A 17,728-nucleotide genomic window follows, 5' to 3' on the forward strand; every position below is an offset into this window, starting at 1 on the left:
GGGGACGAGCGGTGGTGGTACGGGTCTCAGAGGTGGGTGAGGTCGGCCGGGATGAGGGCCTCAGCGCCGTCGCGCAGGACGGTCGCCTCGATCAGCCCGTAGGGACGGTCGGCGGCGACGTACACCTCGTTGTCGTTCTCCAGCCCGAACGGCTCGAGGTCGACGAGGAAGTGGTGCTTGTTCGGCAGCGAGAGGCGTATCTCCTCGATCTCCGGGCGGCTCTCCACGACCCGCGCGCCCATCCGGTAGAGCGTCTGCTGGAGGGAGAGCGAGTAGGTCTGGGCGAAGGCGTCCAGCAGGTGACGCCGGGACTCCCGGTAGCAGAGGTCCCAGTCGGGCGCGGTCCCGCCGTCCGCGCCGGTCCAGGCGTAGCGCCAGCGGGCGGAGACGTCGGTGGCAAGGATCCGTTCGTAGGCCTCGGGCAGTGTCGTGTACCGGTCCTTGCGGTAGCCCCAGAACTCGGAGTCGGTGGTGTTCAGGACGGTCAGGTCCTTCAGGCCGGAGACCACCTCGCAGCGCTCCCCGTCGTGGACGACCTGGGTCACCCGGGTGCCGCCGCCGGTGCGGGCGAAGGAGTGCTGGGCGTCGGGGCCGCCGATGCGCTCCCAGGCGTACTCCTCGATCCGGATCCGCGCCCGCCGGATGGGTTCCTGCGACCGCACGAAGTGCCGGGCCAGCAGCAGGCCGAACTCCTCCGGGGAGGTGATGCCGTGTTCCTTGGCGAAGGCGTAGACCGTGTTCTTGGTGGTGTCGGTGGGCAGCACGTTGGCGTTGGACCCGGAGTAGTGGACGTCGTCCATGTCGCCGGAGAGCGAGACGGAGACGTTCAGGTCCTTGATGTGGTGGAGTTCGCCCTCGCGGGTGATCCGGACGACCCGGGTCTCCGCCTTGCCGTACTGGTTCTGGCCCAGGCGCGCGGTCCGGGCGGGGTGGTCGGTCATGTCCCTAGCTCCCTCGGTATACGGAGTAGCCGAACGGGCTGAGGAGCAGGGGCACGTGGTAGTGCTCGCCGGGCTCGACGGCGAAGGCCACCGCCACCTCCGGGAAGAACGCGCCCTCGGCCCCCTCCCGGCCCGCCAGGTAGGCGCCGGTGTCCAGGACGAGACGGACGTGGGTGGCGCCGGCGGGCGGGCCGGGGAGGTCCCGGCAGCGTCCGTCGGCGTCGGTGGCGGAGCCGCCCAGCGCCTGCCAGGGCTCGTCGGCTCCGGTGCGGGCGGCCAGGGAGACCCGCACGCCGGCGGCGGGCCGGCCCAGGCCGGTGTCGAGGACGTGGGTGGACACGGTGGCGGGAGCGGTGCCGGACGTCATGGGCGTGCGTCCTCCTCGGACGGGCCCGCCTCGGCGAGGCGGGCGAGACGGATGCGGTTGATCCTGCCCAGTTCCCCGCGGACGATCTCCGTCTCCCGCTCCGGCGTGTTGCCGAGGCGGTCTTGGACGGCGTCCCGCATCTCCTCGGCGGTGAGGCCGGTGGCGCAGATCAGGAACACCTGGCCGAACCGCTCCTGGTAGGCCAGGTTGAGCTCCAGCATCTCGGAGCGGAGCGCCTCGTCGGCGCCCGCCATGCCGCGCTGCTCCCGGGCGGACACCGGGTCGCCGGGCTTCGGCCGCCCGATCGGCGGGTGCGCCGCCATGGCCTCGGCCAGGCCGTCCGCGGTCAGGGCCGCCGTCGCCGCGTCCCCGGCGGCGCACAGCGCCTCGGCGTCGGCGTAGGGACGGCGCGCGACCAGGTACGAGGCCCAGGACGGGGCGGCGCAGATCTCGCCCAGGGCCGCCCGGGCGGCGGCCTCGTCCAGGGCGTTGAACAGGGCGAGGCCCCGGGAGGCCGGTGTCGGAGAGCTCGCTGTCACAGCAGGCAGCCAACCCCACCCGGCCGCCGGGCGTCAACAATTTGTTGAAGAATGGCCGGCCGCTGCGCCGTCCGCCCGGCCGAGAGGAAAGCGGAGCCACTGCCGCCACTTCACTCCGTCGTACGCCACCAGATCGACCGCCTCGACCCGTTCGGTCAGCGGCAGGTGCGGGGAGAGCGCCGCCTCGATCAGGTCGTGCTGCCGCGCGTCACCGCTGTTGGCGACCGTGACATGGGGGTCGAGGTCACCGAACAGCCCTTCGTACGGGCGGTGTTCGGGCCAGTGCGCGGTGACGTCCGCGGTGAGGGCGCGCAGCGGGGCATCCGGCTCGGGGCGCAGCCACAGGACGCCGGGGAAGCGGGCGCACCCGTCGAACCGGAGCTCGAACGGCGGGTGCGCCGCGAAGACGCGGGCGAGGGCGGCGCGGGCGTCGCCGTCCACCCGCTCGCGGGACAGGAAGGGGAACAGGACGGTCGCGTGGGCGGTGCCGCCGTGGCGGGCCGCGGTGTCCCAGGCGCGCCGCCAGGGGGCGACCAGGCGGTCGAGACCGGGCAGCGGGACGCTCAGCGAGGTGGTCCCGACGGCGACCGGCCAGGCCTCGTCCTCCGCGGCCTCGGCCTCGGCCTGACCGAGGGTGTCGCCGGCCGAGAGGGTGCGGGACACCCCGGGGGACGTGACGCGGCGCTGCATGGCGTTCACGATAGCGCCCGGCCTCCCCAGCGTCTGGGGAAGGCCGGGCGACGGACCCGCGGGCCCCTGGCGGCTACAGCCGGCCTTCGCGGTGTTCCCGCAGCAGCTGCTGGATCTGTTCCAGGCTCTCCTTGTCGAGGCCCCGGCCGTCCGCGGTCCGGGCGTCCAGCCGGCCGACGGTACGGAGGTCGTAGGCGCGTTCCTCGTCCTCACCGGGCACGCGGGCGTACTCCTCGTTCTCGGCGAATCCGACCACCTTGTCGACGGCCTGGGCGATGAGCCAGGTCATGACGAACGAGAAGGCGGCGACGGCCACGATGGCGACGGCCTGCCGCCACAGCAGGGAGCCGCCTCCGCCGTAGAAGAGGCCTTCCTTCCCGCTGACCCCTCGGGTGGCGAACAGGCCCACCATCAGCAGGCCGACGAAGCCGCCCGCGCCGTGGACGCCGACCACGTCGAGGGTGTCGTCGACGTTCAGGCGGTACTTGAGGGTGACGGCCCAGGCGCAGAAGGCCCCGGTCACCAGGCCGGTGATCAGCGCGCCCACCGGGTCGATCTCGCCGCAGGCGGGGGTGATGGCCACCATGCCGGCCACGGCGGAGGAGCCGACGCCCATCATGGTGACCTTCTTGGTCTTCAGGTACTCCACCAGCGGCCAGGTCACCATGGCCCCCGCCGCGGCGAGCTGGGTGTTGAGGAAGGCGGTGGCGGCGGTGCCGGTGTCGCGCAGCGCCGAGCCGGCGTTGAAGGCCAGCCAGCCGAACCACAGGAGGGCGACGCCGATCATCACCAGCGGGATGTTGCTCGGGCGCGGCTCCCTGCGGCGGAAGTCGGCGGGTCCCCTGATCACCAGGGCCGCGGCGAGGCCGGCGATGCCCGAGTTGAGTTCCACCGGCAGGCCTCCGGCGAAGTCCAGGGCGCCCAGGTGTGCCGAGATCCATCCGCTCTTGGTGTCGAAGACCCAGTGCGCGATCGGCACGTACACGATCAGCAGCCACAGCACGGAGAACACCAGCCAGCCCCGCATGGAGGCCCGGCCCGCGATGGAGCCGCTGATGAGCGCCACCGTGACGATGGCGAAGCCCATCTGGAAGGTGGCGTAGATGTAGGTGGGGAAGGAGGCCGTGAGGGTGTCCGGCTCGATGCCGCGCAGCAGGGCGTGGTCCAGGTTGCCGATGAGCCCGACCCCGCCGACGTCCGGCCCGAAGGCGAGGCTGTACCCGATCAGGAACCAGGCGATGGTCACGAAGCACAGCGAGGCGAAGCTCATCTTGAGCATCACCAGGATGTGCCGGGTGGCCACCATGCCGCCGTAGAAGAAGGCCAGGGCGGGTGTCATCAGCAGCACCATGGCGGTCGCCGCGAGCATCCAGGCGGTGTCGCCCGAGTCGTAGCCCGGCGGCATGGCGGCGGTGAGGACGGTGGTCATGAACGTGGTCTCCTCAGGGTCGGCGGGGGCGGGCCGTCAGGGTTTGCGCAGGTCGGGAGCCGGATGCCCGATGAGCAGTCGCCGCACGGCGTCCCATCCGGCACGGACCGCCTCGGCCACCCTGGGCTGCTCCTGCCCGAGCACGCGCGCCCAGGCGCCGCAGTCGTCGGGCAGCACGCTGGCCCCGTGGAGCACCGGGTGCGACTCCATGGACCGGTGCAGGGCGTCCGCGATCTCCGCGGCGGGACGGGCGGAACTGATCACGTAGAGCGAGGCGACGTGGTCGTGCCCGGCGAACACCCCGGGCCCGGTCACCCCGCCCGGCTGCTCCGGCCGCAGCCGCAGGGTGTCCACCGCCAGCAGGGTGCCGTCGGGGCGCCGGACCTCCAGGTCGTTGGTCAGCACGGTGTAGTCGTGCCGCTCGCCGCGCGCGAGGCGCCCGGCGGTGAAGGTCTCCGTGTAGACCACCGTGGCGCCCTCGTGCACCGTCAGCTCGACGCTCTGGTGGAAGCGCGCGCCGCGGAAGGGGATGACCGCATCGGGCAGGTACTCGACGTAGGCGCCCTCCTCGGCGGTGAGGTGGACGCGCTGCGCCGCGTAGTCGTCCTCCATCCGGTAGACCTTGGTGGCGGCCTGCGTCGTGAACAGGGCCTGCGTGCCCGGGCCGCACCGCAGGTCCTGGCGGTAGCGGTCGGCCTGGGCGACGCCCCCGCCGGTGGCCATCACGTAGGTGAACGCCATGCCGGGCATCGCCGGGTCGACGTACAGGGGGCGCATGATCTGCAGCGGCGACTTCTGGTACCGCGCGACCAGCTCGGTCCGCTCCCCGCGCCGCGCGAATCCCAGGTCCAGGACCCCCACCTTGGCGGGCGACCCCGGCTTGAGGGTCCTGGGCACGGAGGAGAACGCCGCCAGCTCGGGCGGGAGCCGGACCGGTTCGTAGTGTTCCGGCGCGAGCCGGTCGAAGGTCGCCGTCATCTCAGGTCAGGACCTTGTGCCGGGCCTCGATGAAGGCGGCCACCTCGTCGACCCCCTTGCCCGTCAGACAGTCGGTCAGCACCACCGGCCCGTCGCCCCGCACCCGGTGGGCGTCGCCCTCCATCACGCCGAGGTCGGTGCGCACGTAGGGGGCGATGTCCACCTTGTTGATCACCAGCAGGTCGGACTCGGTGATGCCCGGCCCCCGCTTGCGCGGCATCTTCTCGCCCTCCGCGGTGTCCAGCACGAAGACGAAGAGGTCGACCAGGGCCGGGCTGAAGGTGAGGGTGAGGTTGTCGCCGCCGCTCTCGTAGAGGAGGACGTCGACGTCGGGGTGGCGCTCGAGCATCTCGGCCCCGGCGGCCAGGTTCATCGTGGGGTCGTCACGGACGGCGGTGTGCGGGCAGGCGCCGGTCTCCACACCCACCACGCGGTCGCCGTCGAGGACCCCCTGGAGCGTCCGGCGGACGTGCTGGGCGTCCTCCTGGGTGTAGATGTCGTTGGTGATGACGGCCGGCCGCCTGCCCTGCTCGATCAGGACGGGCACCAGGGCCTCGATCAGGGCCGTCTTGCCCGAGCCGACGGGGCCGCCGATCCCGACGCGCAGGACGTTGTCTCGCATGGTCTTTCCTTTCGGTGCGGACGCCGCGCACGGCGTCCGGGCAGGTCCGGTGTCAGGTCCGGTCAGGTCGCGAACAGGCGGGCCTCCGCCCGCTCGTGCCGGGCGGACATGACGTCCGCGGCGAAGGTGGTCGCCCCGAGGTCGGCGAGTTCGCGGGCGAGTGCCGCGTGCGTGGTCTCGACGATCACCGGGGCGGCCTCCCGCAGCAGGGACTGGGCCCGGCGGTGGTCCGTCAGCCGCAGCCGCAGCGCGGCGCCGGCGAAACTCGCGCAGAAGGCGAACAGGTCCGAGGCGACGGCCTGGCGGGCCGGGACCCCGCTCGCCGCGTACACCACGCCGGCGGCCACGGCCTGGGTGCCGGGGACGCGGCGGTCGGTCACCGCCCGGTGGTACCGGACGATGCCGGCCGCCCCGAACACCTCGGCCGCCAGGTCGAGCAGTTGCCGCCCGGTGCGGGTGGCGGCCTGGCGCATCTCGCGGTTGAGCTTGGTGGCGTGCAGCCGCGCGTCGACGGCGGCCACCGTCTCCCAGTCGTCGGCGGCCGCCGCCCGGTGGGCGAGGGCGAGCGCGGTGGCGTCGCCGGGCCCCACGCCGTGCCGCAGGAGGTCGTGCAGCAGGGCGGGGAGCGAGCCGGGGTCCACCGCCCGCGCCTGCGCGTACCCTTCCAGCCCGTGGGACAGGGTGTAGAAGCCGCTGGGGAACGCCGAGTCGGTCAGCTGGAGGCTGACCAGGAGGCGGTCCAGCTCCGTCGCCCGCTCGTTCTCCGCCCGGGCCGCCGCCCCGCCGGCGGCCGTGTTCTCCCGGTACACGCGTCAGACCAGGAAGTAGAGCTGGTTGAGCGGCAGCTTCTGGGCCGGGTCGATCGTGGCCACCTCGCCGTTGACGGTGACCTGGTAGGTCTCCGGGTCGACGGTGATGTCCGGGATCACGTCGTTGCGGACCATGTTGTGCTTGCCGATCGTGCGGGTCTTGCGCACCGGCAGCACGTTGCGCTCCAGGCCCAGCTTCTCCGGGACGCCCGCGGCGATGCCGGCCTGGGACATGAAGGTCACGTGCGTCGCCTGCATCGCGCGGCCGTAGTGGCCGAAGGTGGGGCGGTAGTAGACCGGCTGCGGGGTGGGCAGGGAGGCGTTGGGGTCGCCCATCTGCGCCCAGGACACGATGCCGCCCTTGATCACCATCTTCGGCTTGGCGCCGAAGGAGTGCATCGGCCACAGCACGATGTCGGCCAGCTTGCCCGCCTCCAGCGAGCCGACGTAGTCGGCGATGCCGCTGGCGATCGCGGGGTTGATGGTGACCTTGGCGAGGTAGCGCAGGACGCGCTGGTTGTCGTTGCGCTCGGAGTCCTCCGGCAGCGGGCCGAGCTGCGCCTTGCACACGTGCGCGATCTGGAAGGCCCGGGTGACGGACTCGCCGATGCGTCCCATCGCCTGCGAGTCGGAGGAGATCATGCTGATGATGCCGCGGTCGTGCAGCACCGTCTCCGCGGCGATCGTCTCGGCCCGCACCCGGCTGTCCGCGAAGGCGACGTCCTCGGGGATCTCGTGGCTGAGGTGGTGACAGACCATCACCATGTCCAGCAGCTCGTCGACGGAGTTCTTGGTGTAGGGCAGCGTGGGGTTGGTGGAGGAGGGGAGGACGTTCGCCTCGCCGGTCACCCGCAGGATGTCGGGCGCGTGGCCGCCGCCCGCGCCCTCGCTGTGGAAGGTGTGGATGGTGCGGCCGTCGATGGCGGAACGGGTGTCCTCGAAGAAGCCGCCCTCGTTGAGGGTGTCGGTGTGGATGGCGACCTGGACATCGTGCCGGTCGGCCACCGCCAGCGCGGTGTCGATGACCGCGGGGGTGGAGCCCCAGTCCTCGTGCACCTTCAGCGCGGCCGCGCCCGCCGCGATCTGCTCGTCCAGCACGCCGGGCAGACTGGCGTTGCCCTTGCCCATGATGCCGAGGTTGACCGGCAGGTCCTCGGCGGCCTGAAGGATGCGGGCCAGGTTGTAGGGGCCCGGGGTGCAGGTGGTGCCGTTGGAGCCGTCGGTGGGGCCGGTGCCGCCGCCGAACAGGGTGGTGATGCCGTTGCTCAGCGCCTGCTCGCACTGCTGCGGGGAGATCAGGTGGACGTGCGAGTCCATCGCCCCGGCGGTCGCGATCAGGTGCTCGCCGGCGATGACCTCGGTGCAGGCGCCGATGACCAGGCGCGGGTCGACGGCGTTCTGCGTCTGCGGGTTGCCGGCCTTGCCGATGCCCGCGATGAACCCGTCCTTGACGCCGATGTCGCACTTGACCACGCCGAGCACCGGGTCGAGGACGACCACGTTGGTGATCACGAGGTCGAGGGCGCCCTGGGCGGCGGTGGCCTGCGGGTCCGAGGCCATGCCGTCCCGCATGGTCTTGCCGCCGCCGTAGACCACCTCGTCGCCGTAGGACCCGGCGCGGAAGTCCTTCTCGACCTCGATGACGAGGTTGGTGTCGGCGAGGCGGATGCGGTCGCCGACGGTGGGCCCGAACAGGTCGGAGTACTGCTTGCGACTGATGACCGGCATGTCAGTTCGAACCCTTCTTCTTGGACTTCTTGTCGTCGGCCTTGTCCTGCTCGGTGTCGCCCTCCGGTCCGGCGCCGTGGAAGCCGCGCTGGAGAGCGCGGGAGACGGCTTCGACGCGGGCCGGGTGGGACTTGACGCTGCCGTTGAGGAGACCGCTGAAACCGGTGAGGCGGCCGGTGCCGGCGTAGGTGCACAGCTCGACCTCGTGCGTGCCGCCCGGCTCGAAGCGGACGGAGAGGCCGGCCGGGATGTTGAGGTGCATGCCCAGGGCCAGGTTGCGGTCGAAGTCCAGGGCGGAGTTCGCTTCGAAGAAGTGGTAGTGCGACCCGACCTGGATCGCCCGGTCGCCGGTGTTGCGGACCGTCACCTTGACGGTGCGTCGCCCGGCGTTGATCTCGATCTCGCCGTCTCCGTACTGGTACCGCGGGGGAAGTGTCATCGAGTGCTCCTGGTGGAGAGGTGGACGTGCGGGTGCGCACCCGGCGTGGCGGCGCCGGCCCCGCCGCGCGCGGGACCGGATGCGGACGGGGTGCCGAGGAGGCGGGGCGCCGGCGTCGTGTCCGCGTCCGCCTCCCGGAACGCGGCCGGGGCCGCGGGGAGCGGACGACCGCCCTGGGCCTGCGGGGCCTCCGGGGCGCGGGGGGCCGCACCTGCGCCGTGACCGCGCGCGTCGCCGCCGGCGTGGCTGTGGCTGTGGCTGTGGCCACCGTGGCCGTGGTGGTCGCCGTGGCTGTGACCGTGGCCGTGGTGGTCGCCGTGCTCGTGGCGGTGACCGTGGTCGTGTTCATGACCGTGACCGTGGTCGTGCTCGTGACCGTGGTCGTCGTCACCGCCGTGGCTGTGGGCGTACCCGTGGCCGTGGTCGGCGGCGAGCCCGCGGGCGAGGCCGTCGTCCGCGAGCCGCTCACGGCGCTCCCACGCCTGGCGGACGCGCGCGTCGAGCACGCCCGCGACGGCGGAGGCGGTGAGCAGGGGTCCGCCCGCCGCGCAGTGCGCGGGGTCGGGAACCGGCGGCTCGACCCACGCCGCCGGAAGCAGGGTGACGTGCTCCGCCCCGAGCGCGAGGCAACGGCGGACGCCCTCGGCCGGGTCGGGGTCGCCGCCCGGGAACGCCACCTCCACCGTCCGGTGACGCCCGTACTGACGGACCAGGCGGGCGGTCCGGAAGAGGTCCGCGTCGGCGAACGGGTCCCCCGAGGGGGCGGTGACCAGCAGGGCCTCCTCCGGCGGGACCTTCGTGGCGGCCGCGCGCAGCCAGCCGACGAGGTGGTCCCCGGTCCCGAAGGGCTCGGCCAGGACCAGCCCGGCGCGCTCGTCCTCCGACAGCGCCCGCAGCGTCCGCGCGGCGTCGGCGACGAGCCCCGGGTCCCGTCCCAGCGTCATGGGCACGACGCAGACCCGGTCGCCGCGTTCACGCAGCGCGGCCACGCACCGGTACAGCTCCCGGCCCCCGGTGACCACCGGCACCCGGTCGCCCAGCAGCGGGGGCAGGGCCCGCCCCCGGTCGCTCTCGTGCCCGCCGACGGCGACGACGACGGCCCCGTGCGGCACCGTCAGCCCCCGACCGGGTCGTGGCAGGAGACCAGCTTGTTGCCGTCGTCGAAGGTCGCCTCGACCTGGAGGAGGGGCAGCATCTCCCGGACTCCGGGCATGGTGTCGTCCTCGCGGATCACCTGCCGGCCGAGTTCCATGCAGTCGGCGACGCTCTTCCCGTCCCGGGCGCCCTCCAGGATGGCCTCGGTGACCAGGGCGACCGTCTCGCTGTAGTTGAGCTTGAGACCGCGGTCGTGGCGCTTGCGCGCCAGGTCGGCCACGACGTACACGAGCAGCTTGTCGATCTCACGGGGTGCCAGGTTCATCGGGCAATGCCTTCCTCGGTAGCGGTTGCACGTTCGGCGCGGCGGGGACGGGCGGCGCTCAGCCGTCCTCCGCCCGGGTGATGCGCGGCAGGAGCGGCACGGCCGCCAGGAGCGCCCAGGTGGTGATGTTGAACGGCCAGGTGAAGGTGTGACTGCCGAACACCTTGAAGAGCACGGAGAGCGAGGCCGTCAGGCCGGTGCTGGCGGCGGCGGCCAGCAGCGCGTAGCCGGTGTTCCAGGCCGAGGGGCGCAGGACCACGACCCCGAAGGCCAGCGCGGTCAGCACGGCGTTGTAGCCGTAGATGCCCTCGCCGATCAGTGCGGCGGGCGCGCCGAGCGCCCACGCGGTGAGAAGTCCGGTGACGCTGCCCAGCACGGTGAACAGGCCCACCCGCCACCCCGCCAGGAACAGGCCGACCAGCATGATCAGCCCGACGTACCAGGTGCCGGCGAAGAAGATCTGCCCGATGTTGCTGAAGAAGCCATGCCACAGGTCCGTCCAGCTCACCACCGGGGTGGTGGGGGTGGCCGGGGTGACGGCGGTGGCGGGGGTGCCGTGCCAGACGCGCTCGAACGACGGGGCCCCCAGGACCATGACCAGCGACACCAGGCAGAAGGGTCCGGTGAACGCCTTCAGCCCGACCGGGACGAGCAGGTGGTTGAGGGTGGCCGTGACCAGGGTGCACATGACGGCGGCGGCCACGGCCATCACGTACGTCGAGGGGTGGTGCCCGAGGTACACGACCATGGCGATGGCGCCGAGCACGCCGCAGTAGGACATCAGTCCCTGCGTCACGGTGTCCTGACGGACGGCCAGCAGCCGCGCGGTGAGCGTCGCCACCACCGCTCCGATGGTGGCGAAGAGCCCCATCTCCCAGCTCTCCACCCACAGCGCGGCCAGGATCACGGCGGAGGTCCACACGCTCGCCTGGAAGTCCACCTGCCCCACGCCGCGCAGGGCGCCCAGGGCGGTCCCCTTGAGGGTGTCGGACGCACCCCGGGCGTCATCGGCGTGCTCGGTCTGCGTCGTCACGTCGATCCTCCGATAAGTGGTCACTGCGCCGATCGGGCTGTTGTCCCCGCGCGCGCTCGCTGCTGTCGGCTGCCCGACCGTCAGCAACCTAGGGTGCCGACATGGGGTATTTCGGCGGATTCCACCTCCACACGCATCCTGATCACACGAACGGCCCGCAGTGGCCGGTGATCGCGGTCGTGGCGGTCGGCGGTGCGGCGGGCGCCGCGCTGCGCTTCGGGGCGGCCGGCGTGTGGCGCAACGGCAGTGACGCGGCCCTGGTGTGGCGGACCGGGGAGGCCGCCTTCCCGTGGACCACCCTGCTGGTCAACGTCGTCGGCTGTTTCCTCATGGGAGTGCTGACCGTGGCGTTGAAGGAGCGGTTCACGGGGGCGCCCCGGCTGCTGAACCCGCTGCTGGGGACCGGTGTGCTCGGGGGCTTCACCACGTTCTCGTCCTACACGGACGACGCGCGGCGCCTGTTCGAGAACGACCAGCCGGGGTCCGCCCTGGGCTACATCGTCCTCACGGTGGCGGCGGCCCTGGCGGGCGTCGCCCTCGGCGCGGCGCTGGCGCGCACCGTGCTGACGGGGCGTGGGAAGACGGACGAGGGATCGAGGAGCGACCACCGATGAACCACCTGCTGCTGGTCCTGCTCGGCGGCGCCGTCGGCGCCGCCGCCCGTTACCTGATCGCGGCGGTGGCGGGCCGGCGCCTGAGCGGCGCCTTCCACTGGGGGACGTTCCTGGCCAACATGGCGGCCTGTCTGATCCTCGGGTTCCTGGTCGAGGCGGGCGGTGAGGACGCGTTGGGCCCGTCCGGTCAGGCGCTGCTGGCCACGGGCTTCTGCGGCGCGCTGTCCACCTGGTCGACGTTCTCCCACGAGGTGATGTCCATGGCCGACGGCAGGCGGGTGGCCGGGGCGGCCGGCTACCTCCTGGTCACGGTGGTGGCGGGCCTCGGCCTGTCCTTCGCGGGCGCGGGTGTCGCCGCCGCCCTCTGGTGAGCGGAGCCGCCACCCGCCCGGCGCGACGGGCACGCCGGGCGCTGCCCCCGCTCGACCGGGCACGCGGACTGAAGGCGCTGGTCGCCTTCGGCCTCTCGGTCGGGCTGGTGACGGCGGGAGCGGGGATCCACAACGGAGTCTTCGCCGCGATGGGCTGCTACATCGACGCCTACGGCGCCCGCGACCCCTACCCCCGGCGGGGTCCTTTGCTCGTCGTCCTGGCCGCGGGGTTCGCCGTCGCCTTCCTGGCGGGTTCGCTCGCCGCCGGGCAGGTGTGGGCGATGGTGGGGGTCCTGTCCGTCTTCGCCCTGGGCGCCACACTGCTGGTCCGCGCGCTGCACCTGAGCGGACCGGGCAGCTACTTCGTGGTGCTGGTGGCCGCGTTGACGGCGTTCCTGCCGCCGGTGGGCCTCCGGGACACGGCGGTGCGGGCGGGCTTCCTGCTGGTCGGCGCGACGGTGTCCTGGCTGTCCATCATGTCGGGCTGGATCCTGCGGCCCCACGGGCCGGAGGACGGCGCCGTGGCCGGCGCGCTGCGGTCCGTCGCGGCCTACGCGGAGGCGGGCGCGACGGACGACGGTGAGGACGAACCGCGGGTGGCGCGGCGCAAGGCGTACCAGGCCGTCCACGGCGGCTGGTCGGCCGTGCAGGACGCCCGGGGGCTGCGCGGCGCCGCACTCCCGCCCCGCCTGCTGGTGCTGTACACCCTCATGCTCCGGCTGGAGACGGTGCTCGACGCGGTGACGGACGCGACGGAGCGAGGCGCCGGACGGGTGCCGGACGGGTGGGCTCCGCTGCTGCGCGAGGCCGCCGGCGCGGTCGCCGCCGGGCGCGAGCCCGAGCGGTGGCCCACCGTGGACGGTCCGGGTGAGGATGCTCCGCCCCTTCCGGTCGGAGGCCCGGCGCTCTCGCCCGAACTGCTGCGCACCGCGCGGGCGTTGTGGCCGAGACCCTTGCCGCGGGGGAACTCCCTGCGGCACGAACTGGGCGACCTGTTGTCCCGCGCGTCGCCCTCTCCGGTTCTGGCGCTGCGCGTCGGGCTCGCCGTCGCGGTGGGCACGGCCCTGGGCGCCCTGCTGCCGGTCCTGCACCCCGCCTGGGTGGCGTTGGGCGCGGCCGCCGCCCTGCAGGGCGCCCACCAGCAGCCGGTCCGGCGTTCCTGGGGCCGCCTGACCGGCACGGTGGTCGGGGCGGGGGTCACCGCCGTGGTGTGTCACTTCTTCGAGCCCGGCGTCTGGAGCACCGTGGTGGCCGCGACCCTGGTGCACTCCGTGGCGCGGGCCGTGCCGGTCAGCGCCATGTTCACTCGGATGCTGCTGAACACCCCGGTGGCGCTGCTGCTGGTGGCCGCCGTGCTGCCGGCAGGGACCAGCGTGCAGGAACTCGCCCTCTACCGCATGCTCGACCTCGGTCTGGGACTCGTCGTCGGCCTGGCCGCGGCCGTCCTGCTGCCGCGGGTGCCGGTGCGGCGGGTGTGCGAGGCGGTGGCCCGGGCCGTGACCGCCGCCGGGGCGGCCGTCCGCGCACGGCTGAGCACGGGGACGGCGGACCCCGTGGCGGAGGGCCTGGCCTGGCGGCGCATGGGGGACCTGTGGACGATGCACGCGGCGGTGCCCGCCGAGGAACTCCGCTCCACCGGTACGGCGGACCGGCTGTGGCCGGTCGTGCTGGCGGTGCGCCGCCTGCTCGCACCCGGCCTCCTGGGCGGTGAGCCCGCACCGTCGCACCCCGCCGAGGGCGCCCGGACCGGTGCGTACCTGGACCTGGTGGCTCACGCCGCACGCCAGGGGCTGCCCGGGGCGACGGGCGTCCGGTCGGCGCTCACCGATCCGCCGCCGGCCGCCCTGGCGGAACACCGGCCGCGGCTGTACCGGCGGCTGGAGGCGCTCCGGCGGGCGCTGCGGGGCCAGGCTCCTCCCGCCGTGCCGGGAGAGGGAGAGCGCACCTGACCGGCCGGGCGGCCCTCCTCCGGGTCACCCGCCCGCCCCGGCCGGCATGCGCGGCCGCACGCGGAACGGCACAGTGGGGCCGGCGGCGGCCCCGTGCGGCGGCGAACCTCGCACGCGCGATCCGGCCAGGGTCCGCCGCGCGGCAAGGTCATGTCCGCGGCCGACGGGAGGACCGATGCACGAGAAGCCACTGAGCAGGGTCACCGGGAGACTGCGGCGTCGCCTGAGGAACGAGGCGCACGACCCGCCCGGCGACCCGGGCCCCGACGCGTTCGGGCTCGACCAGTACCTGGCCAACCGGTTCGAGGACGGCGCGCTGGCGCCGGAGGACGAGGCGAGGCTGGCCGAGGAGGTCGCCACGCTCCTCCCCCGGCGCTGGTCCCTGTCGCCGCGCGCCGAGGAGCGCCTGAGCCAGGTGAACGACCGTCTCGGAGGGTACCGCCAGGTGCTGGAGTGGCTGGACGGTCATCCGGGTCTGCCACGCCTGACGGCCCGGCTCCTGGTCCTCACCGAGAACCTGGACCACTTCGGCGAGAACACCGCCGTCGTGGACGCGGTACGCGCCCAGCGCGGCCGCTCGCCGCTCCCGGCCGAGCTGCGGGACGTGCTGCCGCCGGCCACCGACGAGGAGACCCTTCCCGACATCGCCCAGCGTCTGGAGGGGCTGCTCGGCGACCGCCGCTCCGAGGACGCGACACGGCTCGCCCTGGCCACGACCGAATGGCTGGGAGGCGTCGCCCGGGGAGCGGCGCCCGACTCCCCGGAGGTCACCGAGATGAGCGAGCTGATGTCCCATCTCCACACCGACATCGCCCAGGCGGCTCCCACGGCCTGACCTCTTGACGGCCTGACGGTTTGACGGCTGAGACGTCCGCGGCCCGGCCCGGGGTCACTGCCGCTCCGTCGTTCCGCGCCGGCGCCTGCGCAGGAGGTGGCGGGCGACGAGCGCGGCGACCAGGACGCCGAGACCCACCAGCACCCACCGCTGGTAGCGCGAGACGGCGGCGTAGATCTCGGTGATGTGGTCCCCGGCGGCGTAGGCGAGCGTGGCCCACAGGCCCACCCACAGGGCCGCGCCGAGGGCGTTGAAGGCGAGGAACCGGCGCCAGGGCATCCCGGTGGTGCCGGCGACGATCCCGTTGACCTGGCGCAGGCCGTCGACGAACCGGGCCACGGTGACGATCTTGCCCCCGTGACGGGCGAAGAAGGCCTCGGCCCTGGCGAACCGCTCCGGCGTCAGGAACACGTACCTGCCCCAGCGGTGGACCAGGGCGCGTCCTCCGTACCTGCCGATCAGGTAGCCGATGTTGTCGCCCATGACGGCGGCCACGAACGCGATCAGCGCCACGGCGACGATGTCCAGCCGTCCCGCTCCCGCGAAGACGCCCGCGGCGATCAGAATCGCCTCCCCGGGGATGGGGACGCCGAAGTCCTCCACGAGGATCACGCCGGCGACGGCCCAGTAGCCGTAGTGGCCGAGCAGCGGTTCCAGATGCGCCAGGGGGCCCGGCAAGGGGTGGGCCATGGCGTCATCGTAGGCGCGAGGGCGCCGCCAGGCCCGGAGCCGTGCGGGTGCGGGTGCGGTCGGTCGCGCTCGGTTGCGGGGGCGGCTGCGGGGCTGCTGCGGGGGCGGTTCAGCCGGCCGGGGGCCGGTCCGTCTCCTCGTCCCGTCCTCGCTCCGGGGCCCGCTCCCCGTGCGCCCGGTTGAGGTAGTTGTAGACGGTGAACCGGCTGACGCCCAGCGCGCCCGCCACCGTCTCCACGCCGTGGCGGACGGCGAACGCGCCGCGGGCCTCGAGGGTGCGGACCACTTCCTGCTTGGCCCTGCGGTCGAGGGCGGCGAGCGGCCCGCCGGCGGTGCGCTCCATGGCGGCCAGCACGTGGTCCAGCGACTCGGCGAGCTGCGGCAGCCGGACGGCGACCGCCTCGGCGCCCTCCCAGCGCAGCACCACGTCGTCCGGGCCCGCCTCCTGCGGGGGCAGCAGCACGGCGCCCATGGCGTCGGCCAGTGGCCGGACCGCGTCGACGAACCGGTCCCGCGCACTCCCGGAGGCGCTCACCCGGCGTCCCCGTCGGCCTCGTCCACCACGTTGACCTGGAGCGTGACGCGGGACGCCCCGGCCCGCAGCGAGCGGCGCAGCACGGTGTCGACCGCGGCGAGCACGGCCTCGGCGTCGCCCTCGGCGGTGGTGCCGAAGGGGCCGACGTCGACGGATTCCAGCCCTTGGGCCCCTTCGACGGCCTCCCGGGCCGCGACCGCGTGGCCGGGGACCTCGTCGAGGTCGAACGGCTCGGTCGTGAACTCCACCCGCACACGCATTCCTGACCCCCGGAGCACCCTGAGCACCGGGCCGGACGTCCGCGCCCGGCCCGGCGGCGACTCTAACCGACGACCGCCCGGGCGCCGCGGCCCGCCGGTCGGGCGACCCGCCGGTCGGGCGACCCGGCGGCCCGGCGGCCGGTCAGATGCGGGAGAAGACCCCGCACTCGCCTCCGGCGCCGAGGGCGCCGCTGCGGTCGTAGGGGTCGACGGTGGCTCCGTCCGACGGCGCGGCCTCGTGCGGGTCGGAGGGGAACTCGGGGTGCGCCCATCCGTCGGCGGCCCCGCAGCCCCCGTTGCTCCATTCGCTGTCGTACCGCTTGACCATGAGTTTGCCGGGGGTCGCCACGATGCGGTCGGGGTCGGGCATCTCCAGCTTCAGCACCCGGCGCACCACGGCCCGCGTCACCTCGGTGGAGCCTTCGTCGGCCCGCTTCACCGGATAGACGAAGGTGTAGTCGGCGGTGACGGAGAGCGCTCCGCGCTCGCCCTCCTCCACCGTCGTGCGGCCGCGGGCGCGGACCCGGTCGCCGACGACGCGGGACTCGTCCGGGTCGAACCGGCTGAAGACGAGCAGCGGGTTGTCCTCCTCGCCCGGGTCGCTCAGCGACCTCCTCAGGTCCTCCAGGAGCTTGGGCTGGAGCGGGTCCAGGACGCCCAGCGCCGCCTTCGGCGTCGCCCCGCGCAGGGTGGCCGGGGCGATGTTGGCGTCGACCAGCAGGGTGCGCGTCCCTTCGAGGGCCTGCTCGACCTGTTGCCGCGAGAAGACGCCGGTCGCCTCGGCGGGAGGCATCACGATGCTCTCCTCGCCCTCCTGCCAGCGGGCGGCCGGGGATCCGGCGAAGGGGTCCTCGAGGGTGGCGGCGCCGGGCGCCGCGCCCGGCGCCGCCGTGGGGGCGGCGGTCTCGGCGGGCAGCCTCCGGGCCGTGGCGGTGGCGTCCGTCCCCTCGTCGCCCCACGGGTATCCGGGCAGCAGGGACGGGTTGAGGGCGAGCACGGCCAGGCCGAGGACCACCACACCGGCCAAGGCGGCCTTGACGCGACGGTGGCGGGCGGCACGCCGCCGGTACCGGCCCAGGTCGGTGGGGGTGCGCCATCCCTGCGGCAGTTCGCCCCGCGCCTCCTGCTCCCTGAGCCGCGCGGTGACCATCCGGGCGCGCGCCGAGGGCTCCTTCGGCGCGTCCGCCGCGGTCCCCTCGGCGCTCTCCCGCAGGAACCGGGCCAACTCCTCGTCGGACAGGTGCTCGGACACGGCCCTCCCCCTCCCTGGCCGCCTCCCGTTCGCGGCCGAAGATCCAGTGCGGCAGGTTAGGGCCTGTCCGGCGGATCACGCACGTGGGTCGCGGCGTCTGGCACGCACGTCTGCGGCGTTGTCGTCGGTCGACGACGCTCCGCGTCGCCTCCCTCCTCCGCCTTGCAGCCGCACGCACCAGACCCCGCTCAGGCCCGCTGACAAGCGAACCGGCAGCAAGAACGGCA

21 protein-coding genes are annotated in these 17,728 nt (G+C 73.8%); 4 read left to right on the top strand and 17 right to left on the bottom strand.

Annotated features, from left to right (window positions below; genetic code table 11):
* Positions 1–26: 26 nt before the first annotated feature.
* The 13 genes from pucL to ABT026_RS03270 all read right to left on the bottom strand — a co-directional run bounded on the left by pucL (position 27) and on the right by ABT026_RS03270 (position 10,995).
* Positions 27–941: a factor-independent urate hydroxylase gene (gene pucL, locus ABT026_RS03210; protein WP_351111580.1), complete on the bottom strand. Its 915-nt coding sequence runs from the start codon at positions 939–941 to the stop codon at positions 27–29.
* A 4-nt stretch (positions 942–945) separates the two neighbouring features.
* Entirely contained in the window at positions 946–1,308 is a 363-nt protein-coding gene (uraH, locus tag ABT026_RS03215) for a hydroxyisourate hydrolase (protein WP_351111582.1), read from the bottom strand.
* Positions 1,305–1,847: a 2-oxo-4-hydroxy-4-carboxy-5-ureidoimidazoline decarboxylase gene (uraD, locus tag ABT026_RS03220; protein WP_351111584.1), complete on the bottom strand. Its 543-nt coding sequence runs from the start codon at positions 1,845–1,847 to the stop codon at positions 1,305–1,307. The genes uraH and uraD overlap by 4 nt, the downstream gene beginning before the upstream one ends.
* 33 nt (positions 1,848–1,880) lie before the next feature.
* Positions 1,881–2,537, bottom strand: coding sequence for a 2'-5' RNA ligase family protein (locus tag ABT026_RS03225; protein ID WP_351111586.1), 657 nt, complete (start codon positions 2,535–2,537; stop codon positions 1,881–1,883).
* 73 nt (positions 2,538–2,610) lie between these two features.
* The gene (locus ABT026_RS03230) at positions 2,611–3,966 is read right to left on the bottom strand and encodes an ammonium transporter (protein WP_502967884.1); all 1,356 of its coding nucleotides are present in this window, start codon (positions 3,964–3,966) and stop codon (positions 2,611–2,613) included.
* 36 nt (positions 3,967–4,002) lie between these two features.
* Entirely contained in the window at positions 4,003–4,944 is a 942-nt protein-coding gene (locus tag ABT026_RS03235; RefSeq protein WP_351111588.1) for an urease accessory protein UreD, read from the bottom strand.
* 1 nt (position 4,945) lies between these two features.
* The gene (gene ureG, locus ABT026_RS03240; protein WP_351111590.1) at positions 4,946–5,566 is read right to left on the bottom strand and encodes an urease accessory protein UreG; all 621 of its coding nucleotides are present in this window, start codon (positions 5,564–5,566) and stop codon (positions 4,946–4,948) included.
* A gap of 62 nt (positions 5,567–5,628) precedes the next feature.
* Positions 5,629–6,309, bottom strand: coding sequence for an urease accessory protein UreF (locus ABT026_RS03245; RefSeq protein ID WP_351111654.1), 681 nt, complete (start codon positions 6,307–6,309; stop codon positions 5,629–5,631).
* 69 nt (positions 6,310–6,378) lie between these two features.
* Positions 6,379–8,103 (bottom strand): urease subunit alpha, encoded by a 1,725-nt coding sequence (ureC, locus tag ABT026_RS03250; protein ID WP_351111592.1) that lies wholly within the window; start codon positions 8,101–8,103, stop codon positions 6,379–6,381.
* 1 nt (position 8,104) lies between these two features.
* Positions 8,105–8,542 carry an urease subunit beta gene (locus ABT026_RS03255; RefSeq protein WP_351111594.1) on the bottom strand — a complete coding sequence of 146 codons (438 nt, stop codon included), beginning with the start codon at positions 8,540–8,542 and terminating at the stop codon, positions 8,105–8,107.
* Entirely contained in the window at positions 8,539–9,654 is a 1,116-nt protein-coding gene (locus ABT026_RS03260) for a sirohydrochlorin chelatase (protein WP_351111596.1), read from the bottom strand. Before ABT026_RS03260 ends, ABT026_RS03255 begins: the two co-directional genes overlap by 4 nt.
* Before the next feature lie 2 nt (positions 9,655–9,656).
* Positions 9,657–9,962, bottom strand: coding sequence for an urease subunit gamma (locus ABT026_RS03265; protein WP_351111598.1), 306 nt, complete (start codon positions 9,960–9,962; stop codon positions 9,657–9,659).
* 58 nt (positions 9,963–10,020) lie between these two features.
* A complete protein-coding gene (locus ABT026_RS03270) occupies positions 10,021–10,995 on the bottom strand; it encodes an urea transporter (protein WP_351111600.1) in 975 nt (324 codons plus the stop codon).
* A 101-nt stretch (positions 10,996–11,096) separates the two neighbouring features.
* Here ABT026_RS03270 and ABT026_RS03275 point away from each other — a divergent pair, with 101 nt between their 5' ends.
* From ABT026_RS03275 to ABT026_RS03290, 4 genes are all read left to right on the top strand, one after another.
* Entirely contained in the window at positions 11,097–11,609 is a 513-nt protein-coding gene (locus tag ABT026_RS03275) for a fluoride efflux transporter FluC (protein ID WP_351111602.1), read from the top strand.
* Entirely contained in the window at positions 11,606–11,980 is a 375-nt protein-coding gene (locus ABT026_RS03280; RefSeq protein WP_351111604.1) for a fluoride efflux transporter FluC, read from the top strand. The genes ABT026_RS03275 and ABT026_RS03280 overlap by 4 nt, the downstream gene beginning before the upstream one ends.
* The gene (locus ABT026_RS03285) at positions 11,977–13,929 is read left to right on the top strand and encodes an FUSC family protein (RefSeq protein WP_351111606.1); all 1,953 of its coding nucleotides are present in this window, start codon (positions 11,977–11,979) and stop codon (positions 13,927–13,929) included. Before ABT026_RS03280 ends, ABT026_RS03285 begins: the two co-directional genes overlap by 4 nt.
* Positions 13,930–14,104: 175 nt before the next feature.
* Entirely contained in the window at positions 14,105–14,764 is a 660-nt protein-coding gene (locus tag ABT026_RS03290; RefSeq protein ID WP_351111608.1) for a hypothetical protein, read from the top strand.
* A 54-nt stretch (positions 14,765–14,818) separates the two neighbouring features.
* On the opposite strand, the gene ABT026_RS03295 is transcribed toward ABT026_RS03290, so the two are convergent.
* From ABT026_RS03295 to ABT026_RS03310, 4 genes are all read right to left on the bottom strand, one after another.
* Positions 14,819–15,454, bottom strand: a complete 636-nt coding sequence (locus tag ABT026_RS03295; protein ID WP_351111610.1) for a DedA family protein — start codon at positions 15,452–15,454, stop codon at positions 14,819–14,821.
* A gap of 109 nt (positions 15,455–15,563) precedes the next feature.
* Positions 15,564–15,926 (bottom strand): helix-turn-helix domain-containing protein, encoded by a 363-nt coding sequence (locus ABT026_RS03300; protein WP_351111656.1) that lies wholly within the window; start codon positions 15,924–15,926, stop codon positions 15,564–15,566.
* A gap of 59 nt (positions 15,927–15,985) precedes the next feature.
* Complete coding sequence (locus ABT026_RS03305; protein ID WP_351111612.1) at positions 15,986–16,249, bottom strand: thiamine-binding protein; 264 nt, start codon at positions 16,247–16,249, stop codon at positions 15,986–15,988.
* A gap of 142 nt (positions 16,250–16,391) precedes the next feature.
* On the bottom strand, positions 16,392–17,501 hold the full coding sequence (locus tag ABT026_RS03310) for a hypothetical protein (protein WP_351111614.1): 1,110 nt from the start codon (positions 17,499–17,501) through the stop codon (positions 16,392–16,394).
* Between the last annotated feature and the right edge of the window lie 227 nt (positions 17,502–17,728).

This window comes from Streptomyces sp. NPDC002734 (genome assembly GCF_040295685.1).
Lineage (GTDB): Bacteria > Actinomycetota > Actinomycetes > Streptomycetales > Streptomycetaceae > Streptomyces.

Excerpts from the sequence above, each read along its gene's own strand:
- pucL (WP_351111580.1), bottom strand. The coding sequence starts at position 941 with ATGACCGACCACCCCGCCCGGACCGCGCGCCTGGGCCAGAACCAGTAC.
- uraH (WP_351111582.1), bottom strand. The coding sequence starts at position 1,308 with ATGACGTCCGGCACCGCTCCCGCCACCGTGTCCACCCACGTCCTCGAC.
- ABT026_RS03225 (WP_351111586.1), bottom strand. The coding sequence starts at position 2,537 with ATGCAGCGCCGCGTCACGTCCCCCGGGGTGTCCCGCACCCTCTCGGCC.
- ABT026_RS03230 (WP_502967884.1), bottom strand. The coding sequence starts at position 3,966 with ATGACCACCGTCCTCACCGCCGCCATGCCGCCGGGCTACGACTCGGGC.
- ABT026_RS03235 (WP_351111588.1), bottom strand. The coding sequence starts at position 4,944 with ATGACGGCGACCTTCGACCGGCTCGCGCCGGAACACTACGAACCGGTC.
- ureG (WP_351111590.1), bottom strand. The coding sequence starts at position 5,566 with ATGCGAGACAACGTCCTGCGCGTCGGGATCGGCGGCCCCGTCGGCTCG.
- ureC (WP_351111592.1), bottom strand. The coding sequence starts at position 8,103 with ATGCCGGTCATCAGTCGCAAGCAGTACTCCGACCTGTTCGGGCCCACC.
- ABT026_RS03255 (WP_351111594.1), bottom strand. The coding sequence starts at position 8,542 with ATGACACTTCCCCCGCGGTACCAGTACGGAGACGGCGAGATCGAGATC.
- ABT026_RS03265 (WP_351111598.1), bottom strand. The coding sequence starts at position 9,962 with ATGAACCTGGCACCCCGTGAGATCGACAAGCTGCTCGTGTACGTCGTG.
- ABT026_RS03275 (WP_351111602.1), top strand. The coding sequence starts at position 11,097 with ATGGGGTATTTCGGCGGATTCCACCTCCACACGCATCCTGATCACACG.
- ABT026_RS03280 (WP_351111604.1), top strand. The coding sequence starts at position 11,606 with ATGAACCACCTGCTGCTGGTCCTGCTCGGCGGCGCCGTCGGCGCCGCC.
- ABT026_RS03290 (WP_351111608.1), top strand. The coding sequence starts at position 14,105 with ATGCACGAGAAGCCACTGAGCAGGGTCACCGGGAGACTGCGGCGTCGC.
- ABT026_RS03295 (WP_351111610.1), bottom strand. The coding sequence starts at position 15,454 with ATGGCCCACCCCTTGCCGGGCCCCCTGGCGCATCTGGAACCGCTGCTC.
- ABT026_RS03300 (WP_351111656.1), bottom strand. The coding sequence starts at position 15,926 with ATGGGCGCCGTGCTGCTGCCCCCGCAGGAGGCGGGCCCGGACGACGTG.
- ABT026_RS03305 (WP_351111612.1), bottom strand. The coding sequence starts at position 16,249 with ATGCGTGTGCGGGTGGAGTTCACGACCGAGCCGTTCGACCTCGACGAG.